21 protein-coding genes are annotated in these 19897 nt (G+C 60.1%); 13 read left to right on the forward strand and 8 right to left on the reverse strand.

Annotated elements, in window-relative coordinates; translation table 11 throughout:
• Nucleotides 1-85: 85 nt before the first annotated feature.
• Nucleotides 86-1411: an FAD/NAD(P)-binding protein gene (locus AAFN47_RS04290; RefSeq protein WP_499807984.1), complete on the reverse strand. Its 1326-nt coding sequence runs from the start codon at nt 1409-1411 to the stop codon at nt 86-88.
• A gap of 477 nt (nt 1412-1888) precedes the next feature.
• On the opposite strand from AAFN47_RS04290, the gene AAFN47_RS04295 reads away from it, so the two are divergent.
• The 3 genes from AAFN47_RS04295 (at nt 1889) to AAFN47_RS04305 (ending at nt 6780) form a co-directional block, all read left to right on the forward strand.
• Entirely contained in the window at nt 1889-2971 is a 1083-nt protein-coding gene (locus AAFN47_RS04295; RefSeq protein ID WP_499807985.1) for a TRAP transporter substrate-binding protein, read from the forward strand.
• A gap of 152 nt (nt 2972-3123) precedes the next feature.
• The gene (locus AAFN47_RS04300) at nt 3124-4119 is read left to right on the forward strand and encodes a TRAP transporter small permease subunit (RefSeq protein WP_499807986.1); all 996 of its coding nucleotides are present in this window, start codon (nt 3124-3126) and stop codon (nt 4117-4119) included.
• A gap of 9 nt (nt 4120-4128) precedes the next feature.
• On the forward strand, nt 4129-6780 hold the full coding sequence (locus AAFN47_RS04305; protein WP_499807987.1) for a TRAP transporter large permease: 2652 nt from the start codon (nt 4129-4131) through the stop codon (nt 6778-6780).
• 7 nt (nt 6781-6787) lie between these two features.
• On the opposite strand, the gene AAFN47_RS04310 is transcribed toward AAFN47_RS04305, so the two are convergent.
• Nucleotides 6788-7537 carry an SDR family oxidoreductase gene (locus tag AAFN47_RS04310; protein WP_499807988.1) on the reverse strand — a complete coding sequence of 250 codons (750 nt, stop codon included), beginning with the start codon at nt 7535-7537 and terminating at the stop codon, nt 6788-6790.
• Nucleotides 7538-7788: 251 nt separating this feature from the next.
• On the opposite strand from AAFN47_RS04310, the gene AAFN47_RS04315 reads away from it, so the two are divergent.
• Both AAFN47_RS04315 and AAFN47_RS04320 read left to right on the forward strand, forming a co-directional pair.
• The gene (locus tag AAFN47_RS04315) at nt 7789-8514 is read left to right on the forward strand and encodes a metallophosphoesterase family protein (RefSeq protein ID WP_499807989.1); all 726 of its coding nucleotides are present in this window, start codon (nt 7789-7791) and stop codon (nt 8512-8514) included.
• Nucleotides 8511-9290: a 4'-phosphopantetheinyl transferase family protein gene (locus tag AAFN47_RS04320; protein WP_499807990.1), complete on the forward strand. Its 780-nt coding sequence runs from the start codon at nt 8511-8513 to the stop codon at nt 9288-9290. Before AAFN47_RS04315 ends, AAFN47_RS04320 begins: the two co-directional genes overlap by 4 nt.
• Before the next feature lie 9 nt (nt 9291-9299).
• Here the strand turns inward: AAFN47_RS04320 and AAFN47_RS04325 are convergent, their stop codons facing one another.
• Nucleotides 9300-9572 (reverse strand): cysteine rich repeat-containing protein, encoded by a 273-nt coding sequence (locus tag AAFN47_RS04325; RefSeq protein WP_499807991.1) that lies wholly within the window; start codon nt 9570-9572, stop codon nt 9300-9302.
• A 233-nt stretch (nt 9573-9805) separates the two neighbouring features.
• Here AAFN47_RS04325 and AAFN47_RS04330 point away from each other — a divergent pair, with 233 nt between their 5' ends.
• Together AAFN47_RS04330 and AAFN47_RS04335 are read left to right on the forward strand one after the other, a co-directional pair.
• Nucleotides 9806-10525, forward strand: a complete 720-nt coding sequence (locus tag AAFN47_RS04330; RefSeq protein WP_499808364.1) for a response regulator — start codon at nt 9806-9808, stop codon at nt 10523-10525.
• A 17-nt stretch (nt 10526-10542) separates the two neighbouring features.
• Nucleotides 10543-11874 carry a sensor histidine kinase gene (locus AAFN47_RS04335; RefSeq protein ID WP_499807992.1) on the forward strand — a complete coding sequence of 444 codons (1332 nt, stop codon included), beginning with the start codon at nt 10543-10545 and terminating at the stop codon, nt 11872-11874.
• A gap of 22 nt (nt 11875-11896) precedes the next feature.
• On the opposite strand, the gene AAFN47_RS04340 is transcribed toward AAFN47_RS04335, so the two are convergent.
• Nucleotides 11897-12214 (reverse strand): TraR/DksA family transcriptional regulator, encoded by a 318-nt coding sequence (locus tag AAFN47_RS04340; RefSeq protein WP_499807993.1) that lies wholly within the window; start codon nt 12212-12214, stop codon nt 11897-11899.
• A 155-nt stretch (nt 12215-12369) separates the two neighbouring features.
• Here AAFN47_RS04340 and AAFN47_RS04345 point away from each other — a divergent pair, with 155 nt between their 5' ends.
• Nucleotides 12370-12804 (forward strand): host attachment protein, encoded by a 435-nt coding sequence (locus tag AAFN47_RS04345; protein ID WP_499807994.1) that lies wholly within the window; start codon nt 12370-12372, stop codon nt 12802-12804.
• A gap of 9 nt (nt 12805-12813) precedes the next feature.
• Here the strand turns inward: AAFN47_RS04345 and AAFN47_RS04350 are convergent, their stop codons facing one another.
• Nucleotides 12814-13971 (reverse strand): site-2 protease family protein, encoded by a 1158-nt coding sequence (locus tag AAFN47_RS04350; protein WP_499807995.1) that lies wholly within the window; start codon nt 13969-13971, stop codon nt 12814-12816.
• A 187-nt stretch (nt 13972-14158) separates the two neighbouring features.
• On the opposite strand from AAFN47_RS04350, the gene AAFN47_RS04355 reads away from it, so the two are divergent.
• On the forward strand, nt 14159-14989 hold the full coding sequence (locus AAFN47_RS04355; RefSeq protein WP_499807996.1) for a universal stress protein: 831 nt from the start codon (nt 14159-14161) through the stop codon (nt 14987-14989).
• A gap of 185 nt (nt 14990-15174) precedes the next feature.
• Nucleotides 15175-15939, forward strand: coding sequence for a cyclic nucleotide-binding domain-containing protein (locus AAFN47_RS04360; RefSeq protein WP_499807997.1), 765 nt, complete (start codon nt 15175-15177; stop codon nt 15937-15939).
• 30 nt (nt 15940-15969) lie between these two features.
• On the opposite strand, the gene AAFN47_RS04365 is transcribed toward AAFN47_RS04360, so the two are convergent.
• Nucleotides 15970-16269 (reverse strand): hypothetical protein, encoded by a 300-nt coding sequence (locus tag AAFN47_RS04365; RefSeq protein WP_499807998.1) that lies wholly within the window; start codon nt 16267-16269, stop codon nt 15970-15972.
• Nucleotides 16270-16383: 114 nt separating this feature from the next.
• Between AAFN47_RS04365 and AAFN47_RS04370 the strand changes: the two genes are divergently transcribed.
• The 3 genes from AAFN47_RS04370 (at nt 16384) to AAFN47_RS04380 (ending at nt 18348) form a co-directional block, all read left to right on the forward strand.
• Entirely contained in the window at nt 16384-16638 is a 255-nt protein-coding gene (locus AAFN47_RS04370; protein ID WP_499807999.1) for a formate/nitrite transporter family protein, read from the forward strand.
• 128 nt (nt 16639-16766) lie between these two features.
• The gene (locus AAFN47_RS04375) at nt 16767-17417 is read left to right on the forward strand and encodes a hypothetical protein (protein ID WP_499808000.1); all 651 of its coding nucleotides are present in this window, start codon (nt 16767-16769) and stop codon (nt 17415-17417) included.
• A gap of 1 nt (nt 17418) precedes the next feature.
• A complete protein-coding gene (locus AAFN47_RS04380) occupies nt 17419-18348 on the forward strand; it encodes an META domain-containing protein (RefSeq protein WP_499808001.1) in 930 nt (309 codons plus the stop codon).
• An 11-nt stretch (nt 18349-18359) separates the two neighbouring features.
• Here the strand turns inward: AAFN47_RS04380 and AAFN47_RS04385 are convergent, their stop codons facing one another.
• Complete coding sequence (locus AAFN47_RS04385; protein WP_499808002.1) at nt 18360-18545, reverse strand: hypothetical protein; 186 nt, start codon at nt 18543-18545, stop codon at nt 18360-18362.
• A gap of 139 nt (nt 18546-18684) precedes the next feature.
• Nucleotides 18685-19893 carry an efflux RND transporter periplasmic adaptor subunit gene (locus AAFN47_RS04390; protein WP_499808003.1) on the reverse strand — a complete coding sequence of 403 codons (1209 nt, stop codon included), beginning with the start codon at nt 19891-19893 and terminating at the stop codon, nt 18685-18687.
• Nucleotides 19894-19897: the final 4 nt, after the last annotated feature.

Consider the following 19897-nt stretch of genomic DNA (forward strand, 5'->3'; position numbering starts at 1 on the left):
CCGATGCGCCGACTTTCTGATCTGCTTCTTCTCAACCATATGGCTCCCATCAAATGCTGCGGATCAAAAAAGCTTTAAAAATAAGTTACCCGGATCGCCATGAAGCATGGCGCGAAGCGTCTGCAGCAATATTCACCGCATGTTTGCGCAGCATTGGAATCGGGACAACCTCGAAAAACACGCCGCGCGTCCAGGCGCCAAGAATATAAAGCCCCTTCACAGGCGATCCGTCTGCAGTTTCGCTTTGTCCCGAAAGATCGACCTTCAATCCCAGGCCAAAAGGGTCAGGTGTAACCAGGCCGTCATCCAGCGCCGAGGACAGGAGCGGTTCATCGCGCGGATCGACGCTCGGGCCGGTCGCGTTGATCACGAGATCGGCCGTCATCTCCCGGTCACCGACACGCAACGCCAGTCCCGACGGCGCTTTGCGAATATTGGAAATGCGTCCTCGACAAAGCATCAACCTGCCGTTGGCGATCAATTGGGCAATCATTCTGTGGGATGGCGGCGGCGTTCGATGGCGGTGATGGAGCCAATGGCGCAAGCCATGGCGCGCAAAAGTGGCGCGGTCGCGGGGAGACCAGCTCTGCCAGAATTCGGCGGTTCGTGTTTTCAACGCCTCGACAACAGCAATCCAGTCGCGTTCCGGATTGCTCCGGATCCCGGCGATGACTGAGCGCCAAAGTCTTGACGGTCGGTCGCATGTCAGATCCGCGACGCCTGGCCAGCTGACGTTGTTGGCGTCGCTCGGCGGCATGAAAGGCCGGTTTGCAGCCAGGGTGAATCTTGCGTTCGGAGAGACATTTGCGACGGAAAGGACCGCGTCGATGGCTGTCAGGCCCGTGCCGGCGATCACCACTTCGTCGGCTCCAACCATGGCGGCTTGCGGAATGTTCCAGGGGTCTTCTGCAAGTCCGGGCATTTCAATGGGCGCAAGGCGGCGAGGCTTCAGGTTTCCCAGCGCCAGCACGACCTGTTCTGCGCGCAATTCGTTACCATTATCGAGCACCACGCGAAAGCCGCCGGGTACAGGCGTGAGCGATCTGGCGCGCGCGACATGGTGCGAAAGGCGGGCGCGGTCGCGGATCGCCGAGACGACTTCGTCCATGTAGTCGCCATAAACCTTGCGCGGAAAATAGGTCTCCCCCGCTGTCATGCCGTGGCGCTCAAGCCAGGGAATGAAGCGTTCAAATCCCTCCAGCGGATGCGCGTCGAGCTTGTCGGCGGTGACATTGAGCAAATGGCCGGGATTTGAGGTTGAGTAGGCAAGCCCCCGACCGAGTGCTTCGCTGGGTTCCACGATCGTGAGATCAAGCGCGCCAATCATGGAGAGCGCAGCGGCCTGCCACACACCTGCGGCCCCTCCGCCGATGATCGCGATCGGCACTTCAGTCTTGTCTGGTTTGGCCATGAGAATCCGTTGATTCACGACGATGCGGGACGCGCGCAGCTTCTGTCGTAGCCGTAACAGCGCAATACGGATGAAATCAAATTCTGACCAACTGGTCAACATGTTGTGCTTCGTTTGCGGATCCTACAATGTTCGGTTTGATTGCCAGCCTGTCGAAGTTCTTTGTTGCCAAAATAGAAAAGTGGGCGCGTTGGATCTGAATTCGCCGGACCGGAATTCCGGTCCGTCAACAAATGGACAACATATTCGCGGCGTCACATGCGAACGTCAGGGCGAGGTCTGGCGGGCTGAGCGGGAACGGTGAGGCTGGCGTACATTCTATGCCCGTGTGTGTCTGATCTTCCAGCTAGACCTTACACTAAAGTTGGTGTTTGATTGGAAACGGGCGCTCTGGACTTTGGAAGATAAAGTCCATATGGAGCCTCAACGACCGAGAAGGGAACTTTGGTCGTGTCATCACCCTATGGGAGGATCTTAATGGAACGACGTACATTTCTTAAAAGCGCAGCGCTTGCGGGCGCCGCTACAACGCTTGCCGCTCCGGCGGTCGCCCAGTCCACCACCGAGATGGTTATCGTCTCGACCTGGCCGCGCGACTTTCCGGGTCTCGGGCTTCCCGCCCAGCGCCTGGCGGCTCGTATCGGCGAACTGACGGACGGCCGTCTCGACGTGCAATATTACGCAGCCGGCGAGCGCGTCGGCGCGTTCGACGCTTTCGACGAAGTCGCGTCAGGCAATGCGCAGGCCTATATCGGCGCCGACTATTACTGGAAGGGCAAGCACCCCGGCTGGGTGCCGTTCACGGCCATTCCATTCGGCATGACCAGCACCGAAATCGACGCCTGGACGAAATTCGGCGGTGGACAGGAACTGTGGGACGAACTCGCGGACCAGTTCGGACTGCAAAACTTCGCAGCCGGCAACACCGGCGTCCAGATGGGCGGCTGGTTCAACAAGGAAATCAATTCGCCTGACGACCTGAAAGGTCTGAAGATGCGCATTCCGGGCCTCGGCGGCGACGTCATGGCCAAGCTCGGCGCGTCTCCGGTGTCTCTGCCCGGCGGCCAGATCTATGAAAACCTGGTGTCCGGCGCGATCGACGCAACGGAGTGGGTTGGCCCGTACAACGACTACTTCATGAAGTTTTATGAAGCGGCCAAGTACTACTACTGGCCGGGCATGCACGAGCCGGGTTCGATGCTGGCCATGGGTCTGAACAAGAGCTGGTACAACAGCCTTCCGAAGACCGAACAGGCAATCATCAAGGCCGCGTGTACGGAAGAAAACAACCTGACGCTTTCCGAAACCAACGCCAATAACGGCGCCTATCTGAACCGTCTGATCAACGATCACGGCGTTGAGCTGCGCGAGTTCAACGACGACGTCTACGACGCGTTCGGTTCGGCGTCGGCGGAAGTCATCGAGGAAGCGCGCGACTACGACGACCTTTCGAAGCGGATCTACGACTCGGTTCTCGAAAAGCGTGACGAGATCGGCGCATGGACGGCTCTGTCGGACATGGCCTACGTGCAGAAGCGTAACCGGGTTATCGGTCGCTGATCGCCATCGATCCACGAAATCGCGGCAAGGCGGTCATTCGCCTTGCCGCAACAGAGCGGTTGTGGAAAGCGGCGGCGACAAGCCTGCGACAAAAGCAGGCGGCGCGAAAAAGCCCCAAACAGCCATAAGCGGGAAGCTCTTCGGGGGAAGACATGTCCAATTGGCAATCGGGCCAACCGACGGCAGCGATGTCGTTTCCGAATGTCGTGCGCTGGTTTGGATGGTCGGTCTTGGCCGTCATGCTGGCGTACCTCGTCAACAATTTCCTGACTTTCGCTGGCGGGTGGCCGGGCGCGAACGCTGTTTTCCATGGCGACGCCGGCGCCACGGGCCTGCTGCAGACGCTACTTTATCCGCTCGGAGTGATCCTTGCGATCTTCTACGTCGCGCGGAGTTCGGCCACCAGCCTGCGACAGGACGCGGCCCGGGTCACGGCCATCAACACCTTTTTCATTCGAGCGGCTTTCTGGAGCGTGCTGATTGTCGGCGTCGCCGACATGACGCTGTCGTTCCTCAGGGTCGAGGGATTGCTTGAGGCCTTCGTGAGCGCGGATGTCGCCCAGGATCTCGGCCGCTCGAAATTCCGCGGGGTGTACGTCCATCTGCCTTTGCTCGGCGTCGGCGTCATCCTGGCGATGTTCACGAGAACCCTCGGCTTTCAGTGGCTGGCGCTGCTGATCGTGGCGGCGGAACTGGCGATCGTGTTACTGCGCTTCATTTTCTCATACGAACAAGCCTTCATGTCCGATCTCGTGCGCTTTTGGTACGGCGCGCTGTTTCTCTTCGCCAGCGCCTATACGCTGCTGGAGGAGGGGCATGTCCGCGTCGACGTGTTCTACGCCGCATTTACCGACAAGACGAAGGCGGTGGTCAACGCCGTCTGCACATTGCTGATGGGGCTGACATTCTGCTGGACCATCCTGATCGTCGGCATGGGGCAGAAGAGCTCCATCATCAACAGTCCGATGCTGAACTTCGAAGTGACCCAGTCCGGTTTCGGCATGTACGTGAAATACATGATGGCTGGTTTCCTCGGCGTCTTCGCCATATCCATGATGATCCAGTTCGTCGCCTATCTGATGGACGCCATCGCCGACTATCGCGGCGAGCCGGGCAAATATCAGCCCGGTGAAAACATGGGGCAGTAGGGGCTGATCATGGAACTCTATTTCCTCTTTCTCCTCGTCGTCCTGATGGCGCTTGCGCTCGGCTCCGGCTATCCGGTCGCCTTCGCGCTTCCCGGGTCCTCGATCATCACGATCCTGATCGCAGCCGGCTGCGGTCTTCTGTTCTTCGGCAATATCGACGCGTTTTTCGGGCAGGGCGGGCCATCGGAATGGCTGAGCGCGGGCGTGACCAACTTGCGCGGGGTCTACTGGGAACCTGAACGCGACACGCTGATAGCGATTCCGCTGTTCATATTCATGGGCATCATGCTGCAGCGCTCGAAGATCGCGGAAGACCTGCTGATCACGATGGCTCAGCTGTTCGGACCGATACCGGGCGGCCTTGGCATTTCCGTGATCTTCGTGGGCGCGCTGCTGGCCGCAACGACCGGCATCGTCGGCGCGACCGTGGTGGCGATGGGGCTGATTTCGCTGCCCGCCATGATGCGCAACAATTATTCCACGCCGCTCGCCACCGGCACGATCGCCGCGTCCGGCACGCTGGGACAGATCATTCCGCCCTCAATCGTGCTGATTATCCTTGCAGACCAGCTGTCGAGCGCCGCCGACCAGGCCGGAACCGCGCGCAAGGCGCTCTACAAGGATTCGACCGGCGAATTGACCATGCCGTCGATCTTCGACGTCGGATCGACCAGCGCCGGAGAAATGTTCCTCGGCGCCGTGCTGCCGGGCCTGGTGCTTGTCGGCCTGTACATGGCGTTCATCCTGATCGTCGCCATGATCCGGCCGAAGCTTGCGCCGCCGGTGCATTACGAGGGCAAGTATGATCTCCGCTTCGCGCTGAAGGTTTTGATGACCCTGACGCCGCCGCTGGCGCTGATCTTCCTGGTGCTCGGATCGATCATCGCCGGCATCGCCACCGTGAACCAGGCCGGCGCGATCGGCGCCGGCGGAGCGCTGATCATGGCCGGCTACCGATTGCGCGACGGCTCACGCGACGCCTACTACCCTGCGATCCTTGCGCTGATCTGTCTCGCGGTTATCGGCTTTGTGCTTGCAAACTTCGACACCAATATCAAAAGCAGCTCGGCGAGCGTTTGGGGCGTTCGCTTCGCCATCGTCGCCGTGGCAGGCCTCATCGTCGCTCTGATATGGAGCGGATGGCGCGCGCTGAAGATCGAAAACACGCTGCAAAGCGTGATGATCGAAACCGCAAAGACGACGTCTCTCGTCTTCATCATTCTGCTGGGCGCCGCGATCCTCACGGCGGCGTTCCGCGCGTTTGGCGGCGAGCACCTCGTCCGTGACTTCCTGGAGGGGCTGCCCGGCGGCTTCTGGACCAAGTTCGTTATCGTCATGGCGGTGATCTTCGTTCTCGGCTTCTTCCTCGACTTCATCGAGATCGCCGTCGTCGTCGTGCCGATCGTAGCGCCGATCCTGCTCGCCGACCCGTCTGCGAACGTCACGGCGGTGTGGCTGGGCGTGATGATCGGCCTCAATATCCAGACCTCCTTCCTGACGCCGCCCTTCGGCTTCGCGCTGTTCTACCTGCGCGGCGTGGCGCCGGCCGCGGTCAAGACGCTGCAGATTTACAAGGGGGTCATTCCGTTCATCTGCATCCAGCTGGTCGCCCTCGTCGTCGTCGGCATGACGCCGCAACTGGTGAACTATCTGCCCGGACGCGTTTCGCTGCTTTCGGAAACCGCGCCGCCGCCGCGCAACCCGCGTCTGACCTATTGCGTGGACAATTACGTCACGGAAGAACTGGCGGGTCGACGCGGCGAAATTCTCGACAGTGTCGAGACGGCGCGCCAACTCGACTGGAGCATTCTGCCGCAGCGCATGGCGAAATCCATCGAGGACAGTTTCGACAAGGTGGAAGTGGCGATCGCTTCGCTGGACGAGGCGAACGAGGCCGCCGCGACTGTCGAGCGGGAAAGCGGCGGCTACAAGCCGCTGCATATCGAGGTGAGGGGCGTCGAGCGCGATATTCGCGGCATTGAAGGCCGCATCGATGACCTGGAAACACAGATCAGGCGGTTGCGCGATCCGAGCCAGGCGGAGCGGAAGGCAAAACTGGAGCGGCGGGTCGAGGTGCTGACGGCAGATCGCGACGCGCTCGAAGGCAAGATTCCGGAGACCTGGGAACCGGCCTTTGACGAGTTCCGGGCTCTGGTGAACGGTGAAACCAAGCTGCGGCGTCAATACCAGCAAGCCTCGCGCCAGGCCTTCGAGCCGGTGGCGATGGCGCTGGCGAGCCTGGACGCCTATGACGCCTTCGTGGCGCTGGAAGACGAGTTGAAGGCCATGCCTCAGCGTATCGCCGACAGCGCGCCGGAAGCGATGGAAGATCCGCTTGGCGAACTGGCGAGCAAGTTCGGCGAGATTGGCGGCGCGGACGACATCCGCTCCGCGGTTTCGGACGCGCGTCGGGCCTTGCGCGGAAACTCGATCGACAAGGCGAAGGCGGCGGAGGAAATCGACGCTGCAGTCGCCGAGTACGATACGCAACTTGCGTGGCGCACGGAGGCGAATACCGCGCTGCGGCCGGGTCTGCAGACCTATGTCGATTCAATCAAGACAACGATCGGCATTCGTCAGCAGGAGGACATGACGCGCGCGCAGGCCCTGTTCGTTGCAGCCTGCCAGGCCGATCACCGCGACATCTCGCTGAATTTCTGAGCTGTGACTATCCCCGTCCGATAAAGGGCATGTTGGTCGCCATGATGGTCATGAACTGAATGTTGGCTTCCAGCGGGAGGCTGGCCATATGGACGACGGCGTCGGCGACCTGCTGCACATCCATCACCGGCTCGACGCGGGTCGAGCCGTCGGCCTGGATGATACCCTTGCGCATGGCGTCGACCATGTCCGTCGAGGCGTTGCCGATGTCGATCTGGCCGCAGGCGATGTTGAAGGGGCGGCCATCCAGGGACAGGGTGCGCGTCAGTCCGGTGATCCCGTGCTTGGTGACGCTGTAGGGAACGGAGCCTGGACGCGGCACATAGGCCGAGATCGATCCGTTATTGATGATCCGCCCGCCCTGCGGCGACTGTCCGCGCATGATTGCGAAGGCCGCGCGGGCGCAGATGACCGACCCGGTGAGATTGACGGCCAGCACTTCATACCAGTCTTCGAGCGGCATGTCGTCGATCAGCCGAGGGGGCTTGCTCATGCCGGCGTTGTTGAACAGGACGTCAAGCCGACCCCATTCCCGTTTGACGCTGGAAAAGGCCGCATCGACCGCCGCCGGATCCGTGACGTCGCATGAGAGCGGCAGCGCGTCCGGGTTTCCCGCCGCGGTCTCTTCAAGCGCTGCAAGGCGCCGGCCGATCAGACCGACGCGATAACCGTTGTCGAGCAAGGCGGTCGCCGCGGCGCGGCCAATCCCCGAGCCGGCTCCTGTAACGATCGCAATCTTGGATTGATTGTTGTGCATTGCATCCCTCCACACCGTTGACTCAGCTGTCCGGATTCATATCTAGAACGCCTGAGCAATTCCAACTCGCCATTTTGAAAAAAATGGCGCATGTTGGTTATTGATGCAGGCGACGGCATTGAAAGTCCAGAGAATGATCTTGCGGCGGCGACACTCGAAACAACTCTATTTAACAGATAAATCTTCTTCTCTTCGGCAGCATCCTGTCGCAAATGTTCCGACCATCGGACTTGTGGCCTTTGAGGCGTGATATGGCTGAAACCGAAGAGCCTCTAGTCCTCTACGCAATCGGCGACATTCACGGCCAGCTTGAAATGCTGCGGGAGCTTCATCAAAAAATCCTGAGATACCACAGGCAATACTACGGCGGATGGCGCGGCGGGCTCGTCTATATCGGCGATTACATCGACCGGGGACCGTCCAGCCGCGGCGTGATCGATTGCGTGCGCGAGGGGTTGCCCGGCTTCAGTTCGGTGTTCCTGAGAGGCAATCACGAGGTGATGATGATGCGTTGCCTTGAGGTGGACGCACGGGAGGCCTGGTTGCAATGGGTCACCAATGGCGGCGAGGAGACGCTCAATTCGTTCGACTATCCGATCGGGCCGAAGGGGATTGACCGTGATTTCCTGCGGCAGTGCGTCGGGGAAGAAAGGATCGACTGGTTGTCGTCGTTGCGCCAGACCTACGTCCACGCCGATTTCCTTTTCGTGCACGCCGGGGTGCGGCCTGGCGTCAAACTGGAAAAACAGCGCGAGCAGGACCTGCTCTGGATCAGGGAGCCCTTTCTCAAGTCCAAGAAGGATTTTGGCCATCTGGTGGTGCACGGACACACGCCGGTCGAGGAGCCTGAAGTGCTTCCCAACCGGATTGCCATCGACACTGGCGCGGGCTTCGGAAGGAAGCTGACGGCGCTGGTGATCGACAGGCCGGCCGACGAATTGCTCGAACATCCGGTCTTCATCTCGGCGAAAGGTTGAGGAGGGCTCTGCGGCTGAAAACCATCGGCTCGATCGACAAGGCCGAAATCATCTCGGGTCACCGGCGCGTTGACATTCCGGAACCGGGCGAAATCCATGTCTGGGTGGCGGCGCTTGACGATGCGGGGTGGACCGATGACCTCGCATTCATCGACATGGAGGAGAAGGCCCGCGCAGAGCGTTTCTATTTTCCGGTCCACGCGCGGCGCTTCAGGCGCGGGCGGATCATGCGCAGGATCATTCTCGGCAATTACCTCGGTATGGATCCCGATAAAATCCGGTTTGAGACGGCCATACACGGGCGCCCCTCGCTTGCGGCGAACGAGATTGGCGGCCAGGCCATCGATTTCAACATGTCGAACAGCGAAGAAATCGTAGTCCTGGCGGTTGCGACCGATCGGCGGATCGGGGTCGACGTCGAACTGGAAAAGCCGATGCGGGACGCCGATTCCATCGCCAGGGGCAGTTTCCACGCCAAGGAGGCCGCCAGCGTCGCCGCAACCGAACCGCCCGGCGACAAGCTGGAAGCCTTCTTCCGCTGCTGGACCCGCAAAGAGGCTGTGGTCAAGGCCGTTGGAAGCGGATTGCAGATGGATCTGAACGGTTTCTTCGTGGGAACGGGGCGCCGCGTCGATCCTTTCCAGCCATTGTACGAACCCCATTTTGAGGGCGCGCGCAGCTGGTGGGTCGCCGATTTCTCGCAAGGGCCGGTCTACGCGGCCCTGGCGATGGACGGTCCGCCCAGGGCGCTGACGATCAGACGCTGGAAGCCCTGATTTACCCTCTCAGTCGGACCCAGCCTGTCTTTTGGCCTGGATCAACTGAACGCTTTTCCGGCAGTCCGGCGACAGCGCATCGAGATTGGTTTCCATGCAGGCGAGAATTCGGCCGCCGCCGGCCTCCACATTGCTGCACAATCGTGTGTAGTCCGGTCGACAGGTCTTCATCATGGCGCGCGCCATTTTGCGTTGTTCCGGGTTCAGGTTTTGCGCTGTCGTCTGTCCTGCGCAAAGCAGTGCAAACGAGAGGACGAGGAGCGATGTTCTGACAAGGCGCATTGAATTCTCCGGCAGATCGTCTTGAGTGGCGGCGTTATTCTCGACATGACAATCTCCTTGATTGCCGATCAGCGCCGGGTTGCGATGATCTGACTTGCAATATCCACCATCATTGTGTTGGGAGTTTCTTTGAACGGAAACGATTATTCTATTAATGTCAGTGGCTTGTAACCATTTGTAACAGCATGGCGGTTGCGCTTGCGGCGTTTCCCGCTTTGTTGCTAACTGGCGTAATGAACGCCGACAGCGCCACGATCCTGCTGGTCGAGGACGATCCGGAAATTCGCCGGCTTGTCAGCACGATGATGCAGCATGAAGGGTATCGCGTTGAGGTCGCCTCCGACGGCCCCAAGATGGACGTCGTCATGCAGGGCGTGCAGCCGGACCTTATAATTCTGGATCTTATGCTGCCGGGGGAGGACGGGCTGTCCATCTGCCGTCGACTGAGGATGACGAACACGGTTCCGATCCTGATGCTAACCGCGAAAAGCGAAGAGGTGGACCGGGTGATCGGGCTGGAGATGGGCGCGGACGACTATCTCAGCAAACCATTCGGCCCGCGTGAGTTGCTGGCGCGCGTCAGGGCGCTGTTGCGCAGGGCGCAGGGCGTGTTGCCGATGGCCGACAACCGCCGCTACGCCTTCGACCGGTTTGTTGTGGATCTGGACGCGCGCCTGCTTCTGCTCTCCAACGACAGGCGCGAGATCGACCTGACCAGCGCCGAGTTCGACATGCTCGCCTGTTTTGTCCTGCGGCCGCGACGGGTGTTGTCGCGCGACCATATTCTCGATCGCCTGCACGGCCGCCAGATCGAACCCTTCGACCGGTCCGTCGACATGCTTGTGTCTCGCCTGCGCAAGAAATTGCGGGCGGCGGCTCCGGGAACCGACCTGATCAGGACGATCCGCAATGGCGGATATCTGCTGACGTCGCCGGTCGCGCGGATTCCGTAATGCGGTGGCCGCGACGCATGGCGAGGCTGACCATCTTCGCCGGGATAAGCCTGATGGCGCTGGCGGTGACCATGGCGGCGGCGATCTATATCCACCAGGGCGACCGGCTGAAGACGGATCTTCCGCCGCCGGAACGCGTTGCGGCGCTCGTCAGGCTCGCCGACGCGGCGCCGCCGGATCAGCGCGAATTGCTGCTGGAGGCTGCTTCCGACGTGATTTTCCGACCGAGCATTGTGAAGGACGGGGATGCGCCGGACGCACAAATCGAACGTCTTGCGGACATTGAAACGCTGGCGCTCTATCAGGCGGCGCTTGGTCCGCGTCCGCTCGAGATCAGGGTTCTGTCCTATTATCCGGTTCGCTCGCTGCTGTTCGGCGACCATCCGTCAACGCGCAGCATGATGGAGTTCAGGATTGGTCTGAGCAACGGCGACACGCTTGTGATCAGGACGCGCAACGTGCTGGCGTTGACGCGGACCGGCCTGCCGGTGGGGCTTGGAGCCGGGCTGCTTGGCACGCTCGCCGCCGTGATCGCGATATTTCTGATGTTTCGGGAGACCAAACCGCTGGCGAAACTCGCCGAGGCGGTCGATCAAATCGATTTTGATTCCGATTATGTGGAATTGCCGGATGTGCGTCGCAACTCTCCGGAAATTCGCGCCGTCGCCGATGCGTTCAATCGTCTCCAGAAACGGCTGTGGAGCATGTTGCGCGCGCGCATGGCCTATGTCGGCGGCATCTCCCATGACGTGCGCACATTTGCCACGCGCCTGAGACTGCGCGTCGAGCTTATTCCGGAAGAGAGCGAGCGAAGCCGCGCCATCGCCGATATCGAGGACATGATCACCATGCTCGACGACGCGTTGCTGTCCGTGCGCGCGGGCGCTGGAGAATTGTCGCAGGAGCTGATCGACATTCACGAGCTGGTTGGCGATGAAATCGCCGATTTGCGCGCAAAGGACATTCCGGTTGTATGGCGACCGCAATCGGATCACGAGGTGCTGGTGCTGGTGGACCGGCTGGCGCTGCGGCGCATTCTCTCCAATCTGGTCGACAATGGCGTGAAATACGGAACTGCGTCCCGGGTCGGCATGACGGTGGACGCGGACACTGTCCATCTTGTCTTCGAGGACGAAGGCGAGGGCATTCCGGAAGAACAGCGCGACGTCATGCTGGAGCCTTTCAGCCGGCTTGAGCAGTCCCGCAGCCGCGACACCGGCGGCGCCGGTCTGGGCCTGTCCGTCGTTCGCACCCTTTGTGAAGCGCAGGGCGGCGGCGTCGCGCTTGATTCCGGCGCGAACGGGTGCGCGCGCGTCACCGTATCACTGCCGGTTTTTTCCGGCGACTGAACAGGTCTGACCGAACGGGCCGTCACGTCATGCAGTTGCGGCACCGCGTGGTGTAGGGAACGGCGTCGAGGCGCTCCTTCGAAATTTCCTCGCCGCACTCCATGCAGACGCCGAACACGCCGTTCTCGATCCGCTGGAGAGCGGCGTCGATCGCCCGAACCTCTTTTTGGTCTTCGTTGCCCTGGGCTTCGAAAACCTCGTCCTGCTCGCGTTCGGTCGCGCGCTCCTCCGTGTCCGGGCTTGGCGTATCGTCGAGCCAATCTTCCAGTCGGTTCATGCGGGCGACCAACTCGGCGCGCCGGGCAGTCAGGCGTTTGCTATAGTGTTCGGTATCGATCATGTCTTCCTCCGTCGCGGCGGGTTGGCCGTTCTTTCAGTATAGTCCTGTTCGACGCTGAAAGCTTGATTTTGATCAACAAATCAGTCTGCGCGTTGGGATACCCTGATTAAGGAAGTTTGGTCTTTGTCGCGTGTGTGAACCAGAGAAAGGACATCATGAAGCCGAAGATAACCTGGATACTGATCGCCAACAGTCGAGAAGGATACATTCTGGAAAACGTCGGGCCCGGTCACGGCTTGCACCGGGTGATGAGCAGGACCTGGTCGTGGGAGCCAGGCCCGGTCTCCTCCCACGAGCCCGGGCGCTCCTTCGACAGTCATGGCGCCGGACGCCACAAGATGGAGCCCCATCATGGCGGTGGCGACGAGGCCGATTTTTCCAGGAAACTGGTCCAGGATCTTTTGGAAGATAGCCGGAAGAAAAAGTTCGACCGGCTCATTCTGTGCGCTCCGCCGTCGATGCTCGGGGCGTTGCGCAGGGAAATTCCGGGCGAACTGACAGCCCTCGTTTCTTCCGAACTGGACAAGGACCTTGTGCCTATTCCGGTCAAGGATCTGCCGGCGCATTTCGAGGATGTGCTGGCGGTCTGACGGCGCCGTTCAGCTGCGGCGCGGGTTTACGCCGCTTTCCAGGCCGCCAAGCTCCTGCCTGATCGCCAGCCAGGACATCAGGTCCGAGAGCGAAATGACGCCGACCAGGCGATTGTCTTCGACGACAAGCATCTTGCGCCGGCCGGTTTGCGTCATGTGCTGGAATAGGTCTTCCATCGCAGCGTCCGGAGACACGGTGTTCTCGTCCGAAACGGGCGCGACGATCGAGATAAGCCTGGTTGTCGCCCATTTCTCGCGGTCGACGCCGTGCACGAGGGCCGTGTCGATGTAGCCGGCAAGCCTGTCGCCCTCGAGAACGGGCACGAAGCTGACCTTTTTGCGCATCATCGTCTCTTCGACCGCGTGCTGGATCGTGTCTTCAAGTTGCGCTGCGATCGCAGGGCTGCTCATCAGGGACCGCACCGTCTTGTCTTTCATGGCCGCCTTGACGACAAGTTGGCGATAACTTCCGCGCGAGGCGCTGATGATAAAGAAGCCGATCAGGATCTGCCACAGGCCGGCCGCCGAACTGGCTGAAAACACGGCCAGAACTCCGGTTGCGATGAGGAAGACGCCGAACCCCGTGCCGAATGCGCTGGCGATGCGCGTCGCCGAAAGCAGATTCTTGCGGTAATGCCAAAGCACGGCGCGCAGCACGCGGCCGCCGTCCAGCGGAAAGGCCGGGGCAAGATTGAAAACAGCCAGTATCAGGTTGATCAGGGCAAGATAGGCGAAAAGCGCGTGAAGCCAGGATGTTGTTTCGCCGCCCGAAACCAAGAGTGACAGGAGAAAGAACAGGCCGGCGAGCGCAAAACTCATGATCGGACCGGCGATTGCGATCCAGAATTCGGATTGCGGGCTCGCCGGCTCCTGTTCCAGTTCTGCAACGCCGCCGAAGACGAAAAGCGTTATGCCGCCGACACTGAGGCCAAAACGCCGGGCGACGACGGAATGCGACAATTCATGGAGGATCAGCGAGGCGAACAGACCGAGCATCGCGATCACCGACAGGACGACATAAGCCGAGCGGGAGTATCCGGGCAGGGCGTCGGGAAAATAGGCCGCCGACAGGCTCCAGACGATCAGCGCCGCGATCAACAGCCAACTGGGATCCACCCTGACTTTGAAACCGAGCACCTCGAACAGATTGACTGCATTCCTGAACATCAATGACCTCACAGGCGTTGCCTTTCGAACATCATTGCATGCGGGAGCCTTTTCTCCCTTGATATTCATCAATCGGAGCGCGTTTTGTATTGGTCGGTTCTTTCATCGATTGATCTAACGCAACGTCAAGGCGCGGGTCTTGGTATAATCTGCGTTCGAGTTCAATCTGTTAGCGAAAGGCTGAACGATGAACGTGACAACCCTGCTTACCATTCACTCGATCGACGAAGCGGCGGACGCCATCCAGCCGTTTGTTGCGCTGGCGGGCGATATCGGCGCACATCTCGATGTTATCGTTCTCGGCGTCGTCAAGTCGATCCCTACGGCGAGCTATCCCGGCCTGCCGGACTATTCGATGGCGGATGAATACAGCCGCATCATAAAGAGCGCCGACGAAAGGGCAAAGGCTCTCGACGCCATGATCGCGCAAAGCGGCGTCTCCGCCTCGGTGACGATCGAGTGCTGCAGCCGCGGCATGGTGGGGCATGCGGTGTCGCGTTACGCGATGACAGCCGACGTCACCGTGCTTGCCAATGGCGGCGTTCCGGAAGACGCGCTGGCGACCGAAGCGTTCAACGGGGTCATCTTCGAGTCCGGCCAGCCGGTGGTGGTGCTGGGCCGCTCGTCGACGCCGTTCACTCATGCCCGTCGCGTGCTCATGGCGTGGAACGGTGAGCCGGAAGCGGCCAGCGCGATCCATCTTGCCTTGCCGATGCTGGAGACGATGGAGGAGGTCCATCTGGTTCTGGTGGATCCGGACGGCGGCGGGACAACGGTCAATCCCGGCGACGCCATGGCGCTTTTTCTTGCAAGGCGCGGGCTCAAGGTGACCGTGGATGTGATCGCCAGCGCGGGAAGGGATGTGTCCGACGTTCTCCTTCAGCACGCGATGGACAAGGAAGCCGACCTGATCGTGATGGGCGCCTATGGCCGCTCGCGTCTGCGCGAATGGCTGCTGGGAGGCACGACGCGGACCATGCTGGAGAAGGCTAAAATCCCGCTTCTCATGGCGCACTGATCCGAATGAAGCTGTTGCTCACAAGCAGTCTGTTTCTATTCAGACCAGGTTGATCCAGGGTGGTCTCCAGGATGAAGTTTTCATCCACCGGTAGTTTTTCGGTAAAGAGATAACCGGCCGGAACCATTTCATGCGGCAAGACTGCTGTCTTGTCCGCAGGCGGTCGAACAGCGGGAGAGGGTCCGGTGACTGTCGGCGAGATCGCAGGCTACGTAGCATCCGTTCTGGTGTTTGCGACCTTCTACATGAAGACCATGATGCCGCTTCGCATTGCGGGCATCCTGAGCAATATCGCGTTCATCACCTATGCCTCGATAGAAGGTCTTCTGCCGATCCTGGTTCTGCACAGCGCGCTCCTGCCGCTCAACCTGGTGCGTCTCAGTCAACTGAGGGCGCGATTGCGCGAAATCGGGGCGGCGGTCGTCGGCGACTTTTCCATCAAGCCAATCCTGCCGCTGATGAAACCGCGCAAGATCACGGCCGGAGAGGTGCTGTTTCGCGCCGGCGATCCGGCGGACAAACTGTATTTCCTGGTGACTGGCGCCGCCCGGTTCGACCGTTTGGGTAAGAGTCGCCAATCAGGGGGAGGTGGTCAATGTCGGTTCGCCCATAATCGAATGGGTGGATTGTGGATCGTTGCTGGTGGACGTGCCGGCTTCCAACGTTTTGGCCGGGCTTCTGGGCGAGGGCATGCCGGCGCAAATTCTCATCGAGGGGGAGAGCAAGATCCACGAAGGCGCCGTCCTGTTCACCCGTGGGCCGGTGCAAAACTGACCGACAGGGAACTGGCCGCCGGGGCGTCGGGGCATGACGAGAAAACGGCCCAGGTCATCGTCAAGTTTTTGCATGACGACGAACGAAAGATATGCCCGGTCGGTCGCGCAGCGTCGGTGACCTTTCCGGAGGTGGACTTGTTTACTCTGGTGAAGGCCCTGTTTCGAATGAACTGATGAGAGCCTTTCCGATCAGAGGCATGGAAGTCAGCAAATCTCTGTGCCGCAGGCCGTGATGGTGAACGCCTCCGCCGGTTCCGTCTTGCTCGCGTCGAACATTCTTCCGTCGGTGCACTGAACGCGCGCCTCGAACGTGGCGTGCGCGCCCAACTGCCCTTCGCGCATGTTTATGAAATAATTGACTTCGCACTGCTGTTCTGCCTGCAGTTGCCAGCGGAGATCGTCGACCCAGGCCGGGTCGGACGACTGCGACAGGGCAGGCGAAATGACCATAACTCCGGCGAAAAGGGCTGCAGACGGAAAAACCGGTTTTGCGGAAACTTTCATGAATACCTCCATATAAAAGTTTGTTCGATATTATGTGGATGCTATCGATTGTGCATTGCGGCAGATCAATTCGGCAATTCCTGCAATCCGCATTTTTGGATGGGAGACAGGAAGGTGTCCGAATTAAAAGTCGCCGCGCTGAACGCTTTGAAACCGGGAGGAATCGCAGAATTAGTGCGCCAGGCAGGCGCGGAACTTTCTACGGGCAACGTCCTGATGATCATGCCGATGTCCAGTCGGCTAATTTCACCGACTGCCCTGACAGGCTACTGGACGCTCGTTTATGTGGGAAACTTCGCAGGATCGGTGCTTCTGGCGATATCGGTCGCCCTGAGCGGCGTCCTGGAAAAAAGCATCCTGCAAGAGTGACTGGTCCGGGCAACAACAGCGCTGTTTTCCGACGTTCGGCCGTCGTTATTTGCCGGTCGACACAATTATGCCGCAGTCATGCGCCGCGATGCTGCTGTTGACGGGAAACGCATCGGGAGGACATTGGAATGTTCCGTTTGATACTGCCACTGGTCGTGGCCGGCGCGTGGGTCACGCCTTCGCTGGCCGACACCACTCAGGCCCGCTGCGACATTTACCCGGCCGGCTCGGATACGGTGGAAGCGACGATTCCCTGTACCTTCAGCCAAAGGCAGGGATACATCACGATCACGCGCGAAGACGGCGTTGTCCACGACCTGGAACCCACCGGCGAAGCGGCTGGCAATTTCCGCGACCAGAACGCCAACGCCGTCTATCGCAACAGCGGCCTTGGAGATCAGGGTTTGATCTTCCGCTTTCCCGAAGAGAGCGTTTTTGTCTATTGGAGCACAGCCGGCCTCAACCCCGCCGATCCCGACAATCCGACTGCGCCATTCACGACGGACGATTATGACGCGACGACAATATTGCGCTGCCGCGCCGTCGGTGAAGCAGAATTCGGCAATTGTCCGGCCGGCGTCCTTCGCATGGAGAACCGGCAGGCGTCGATCGTCGTTCAAAGCCCGGACGGCGAGCAGTTCACGATCAATTTCATGACCGATTACGTCAACGCCACCAATAGAGAGGCGGAAGCGGTCCTCGACGGGGATCTCTGGACAGTGACGATTAACGGGAAGGAAATCTACGAAATCCCGTTGGCTGCGATCGAGGGAGGCTGATTTGGCTGTATTCCGCATTGGCCTGGTGTTGATCGCGCTTGCTGTTCCGCAGGGCATAGCCAACGCAGCGGAGCTTGCCGGCACGTCCTGGCGGCTGGTTGAAATCCAATCGATGAACGATACGGTCGATCGTCCCGAGAACCCGTCGCGCTATACGCTGGAGTTTCAGGCAGACGGCAGGGTCGCCATCGAGGCCGATTGCAACCGTGGCGCCGGCGCGTGGACAGATGATGGCGGCCAACTGGTATTCGGCCCGATCGCCTCGACGAAAGCCATGTGTCCGCCGGGCTCCATCTCGGAAAAATATCTTGCGCAGTTTCAATGGGTGCGCAGCTACGTCATGAAAGACGGCCATCTGTTTCTGGCGACCATGGCCGACGGTTCGATTATCGAGTTCGAGCCGATGGAAGACCCAACGGCAAGGGTGCTCGGTGACGATATCCGCATTGCCGATGCGGGGGAATTGCAGTCGGAGATCCTGACGCGGCTTTTCGACAGCTACGCCACTGAAAATGCGATCGAAGCCACTCCGGATGAAGTCGAATCCTTCGTTGAACAAATGCGTCAGGACATGGCGGAAAAAGGTCTGACGGCTGAGAACGATCTCACGGCGGAGGAAGCCGAACAGGCCGCCGCCATGCGCGAGCAGATGGCGCGCTCGATGATCCGCCAGTGGAAAATCAACAGGGCGCTACATGAAGAATTTGGCGGCCGCATCATCTACCAGCAACTGGGCCCGGAACCGCTGGACGCATATCGGCGGTTTCTCGAAACACGCCAGAGCGCCGGCGATTTCTCTTTTATCGATGAATCGCTCGAAGCAGAGTTCTGGCGCTATTTCAAAGACGATTCCATGCACGACTTCATGGAGCCGGGCAGCCAGGATGAGAAAGATGCGTTTGCAATCCCGCCATGGGAACGCAAAAGCTGATCGAACTGTTGTCACGCGCCGGATCCGTACGGCCAAACGAAGTTGAGGGTCATGAGCGCCACGAACAGAACGACAAAAGTGACAGACGCTGTTCGGCCCTTTGACATGCTTTCGTAAAGCGTCATTTGTCCGAGACCCCACAACTCCACGAAGATGATCACTGCCGCAGAGATCAAATGCGGAATGTCGAATGTCATCTGCAGGAACGCCTGCCGGTTGATGAAAGGATACCCTGCAGTCTCCCGGCGTGCTCAAAACGAGCAAGTGTGCGACCATGGCGCGCCGCCGCGAACGGCAGCTCCAAAACCCTGTGTGGTCAGTGTGATCTTGTCGCAGTCAGCGGGCGTCCTGTCTGATTTCGACAAGCTTCCCGTCTTCCAGGACGTCGCTGGGGTAGAGCACGACCATTTCGCCCGCCTCGAGACCGCCGAGAACCTCGGCCACGGTATCGTTCATGCGACCGAGTTCGACCGTCTCGAGTTTTGCCTGGTCGTCGTCAATCACGAAGACAGACCACGATCCTCCCGAACGGAAAATCGCGGCGATCGGAACTGTGAGAACGTCCTCTCTTTCCCAGACGCGCAAATGGGCGAGAATCCGGTAGCCGTGACCGAGATTTTCCGGAACCGTGTCGATGTCGATGATGATATTGACGCGCTGCTCTTCAATGCCCAGGGACGAAATCTTGGTGAAGGCCGCCGGTTCCACGGTTTTGACCGTTCCCTCGATCGCTTCTTCGCCGCCCCAGTCCGTGATGCGGACGCTGGCTCCGGGCCGGATGCGCGCCGCGTCGCTTGACAGCAGATCGACAACGATCTCGAGGTTTGCGGGATCGCCGATTTCGGCGATCTGTGTGCCCGGAATGACTGCCTGTTCGCTGCGTGTGAGGATCTGCAGCACGACGCCGTCGATGGGAGCGGTGATGTTGACGCAGCAGTTTTCCGGTTCCTCGGCTTCATCGATGTTGCTCGGCTGTTTCAGCCGCGCCAGCGCAGATTCCAGTTCCGCCTTGCGCAACCTGATCGCCGCATCGGAGCTTTCGACCTGCGCCCTTTGCAACTCCATTTCGCTGAAGGAATGTTCCAGCTGGCTGGTTGAAATGGTTTTGCTCTTCGCCAGTTGTTCGGCCCGCCGATAGTTGGACTGCGCGAGATTATAGGCTGTCTCGGCCCGCTTCTTCTCGACTTCAGCAAGGGCGATGGCGGTGCGCGCGGCCTCGGCGGCCGCTCTCAGTTCAGCGCGTGTGCGGTCGTCCAGAAACGGTGGCTCCTGGGGATGGATCGACGCTATCACGGTCGAATCCGCCTCGACCGGTTCGCCTTCGTCGAGCGTGGGGCGGTCGAGATAGCCGGCGATCGGAGAGGAGACCGCATAGACGTCCTTGACGCGGGTCACGCCTTCTTCGACGATTGTGACCTCCATATAGCCGCGCTCGACCATGGCGGCGTCCACGGGAACCGGACGTTCGTGGAAGGCCAGGTAAAAGCCGCCGATGACGGCGATTGCGATCAGTAATATTCCAAGCCGTTTGAACCAAACACGCATGGCG

The organism is Hoeflea sp. CAU 1731, assembly GCF_039888615.1.
Classification (GTDB): Bacteria; Pseudomonadota; Alphaproteobacteria; order Rhizobiales; family Rhizobiaceae; genus Flavimaribacter.

Coding starts and splice junctions, on each gene's coding strand:
- AAFN47_RS04300 (WP_499807986.1), top strand. CDS start 3,124: ATGTCCAATTGGCAATCGGGCCAACCGACGGCAGCGATGTCGTTTCCG.
- AAFN47_RS04355 (WP_499807996.1), top strand. CDS start 14,159: ATGAACGTGACAACCCTGCTTACCATTCACTCGATCGACGAAGCGGCG.
- AAFN47_RS04315 (WP_499807989.1), top strand. CDS start 7,789: ATGGCTGAAACCGAAGAGCCTCTAGTCCTCTACGCAATCGGCGACATT.
- AAFN47_RS04390 (WP_499808003.1), bottom strand. CDS start 19,893: ATGCGTGTTTGGTTCAAACGGCTTGGAATATTACTGATCGCAATCGCC.
- AAFN47_RS04345 (WP_499807994.1), top strand. CDS start 12,370: ATGAAGCCGAAGATAACCTGGATACTGATCGCCAACAGTCGAGAAGGA.
- AAFN47_RS04295 (WP_499807985.1), top strand. CDS start 1,889: ATGGAACGACGTACATTTCTTAAAAGCGCAGCGCTTGCGGGCGCCGCT.
- AAFN47_RS04335 (WP_499807992.1), top strand. CDS start 10,543: ATGGCGAGGCTGACCATCTTCGCCGGGATAAGCCTGATGGCGCTGGCG.
- AAFN47_RS04305 (WP_499807987.1), top strand. CDS start 4,129: ATGGAACTCTATTTCCTCTTTCTCCTCGTCGTCCTGATGGCGCTTGCG.
- AAFN47_RS04340 (WP_499807993.1), bottom strand. CDS start 12,214: ATGATCGATACCGAACACTATAGCAAACGCCTGACTGCCCGGCGCGCC.
- AAFN47_RS04310 (WP_499807988.1), bottom strand. CDS start 7,537: ATGCACAACAATCAATCCAAGATTGCGATCGTTACAGGAGCCGGCTCG.
- AAFN47_RS04330 (WP_499808364.1), top strand. CDS start 9,806: ATGAACGCCGACAGCGCCACGATCCTGCTGGTCGAGGACGATCCGGAA.
- AAFN47_RS04385 (WP_499808002.1), bottom strand. CDS start 18,545: ATGACATTCGACATTCCGCATTTGATCTCTGCGGCAGTGATCATCTTC.
- AAFN47_RS04375 (WP_499808000.1), top strand. CDS start 16,767: ATGTTCCGTTTGATACTGCCACTGGTCGTGGCCGGCGCGTGGGTCACG.
- AAFN47_RS04290 (WP_499807984.1), bottom strand. CDS start 1,411: ATGGCCAAACCAGACAAGACTGAAGTGCCGATCGCGATCATCGGCGGA.
- AAFN47_RS04350 (WP_499807995.1), bottom strand. CDS start 13,971: ATGTTCAGGAATGCAGTCAATCTGTTCGAGGTGCTCGGTTTCAAAGTC.
- AAFN47_RS04325 (WP_499807991.1), bottom strand. CDS start 9,572: ATGCGCCTTGTCAGAACATCGCTCCTCGTCCTCTCGTTTGCACTGCTT.
- AAFN47_RS04365 (WP_499807998.1), bottom strand. CDS start 16,269: ATGAAAGTTTCCGCAAAACCGGTTTTTCCGTCTGCAGCCCTTTTCGCC.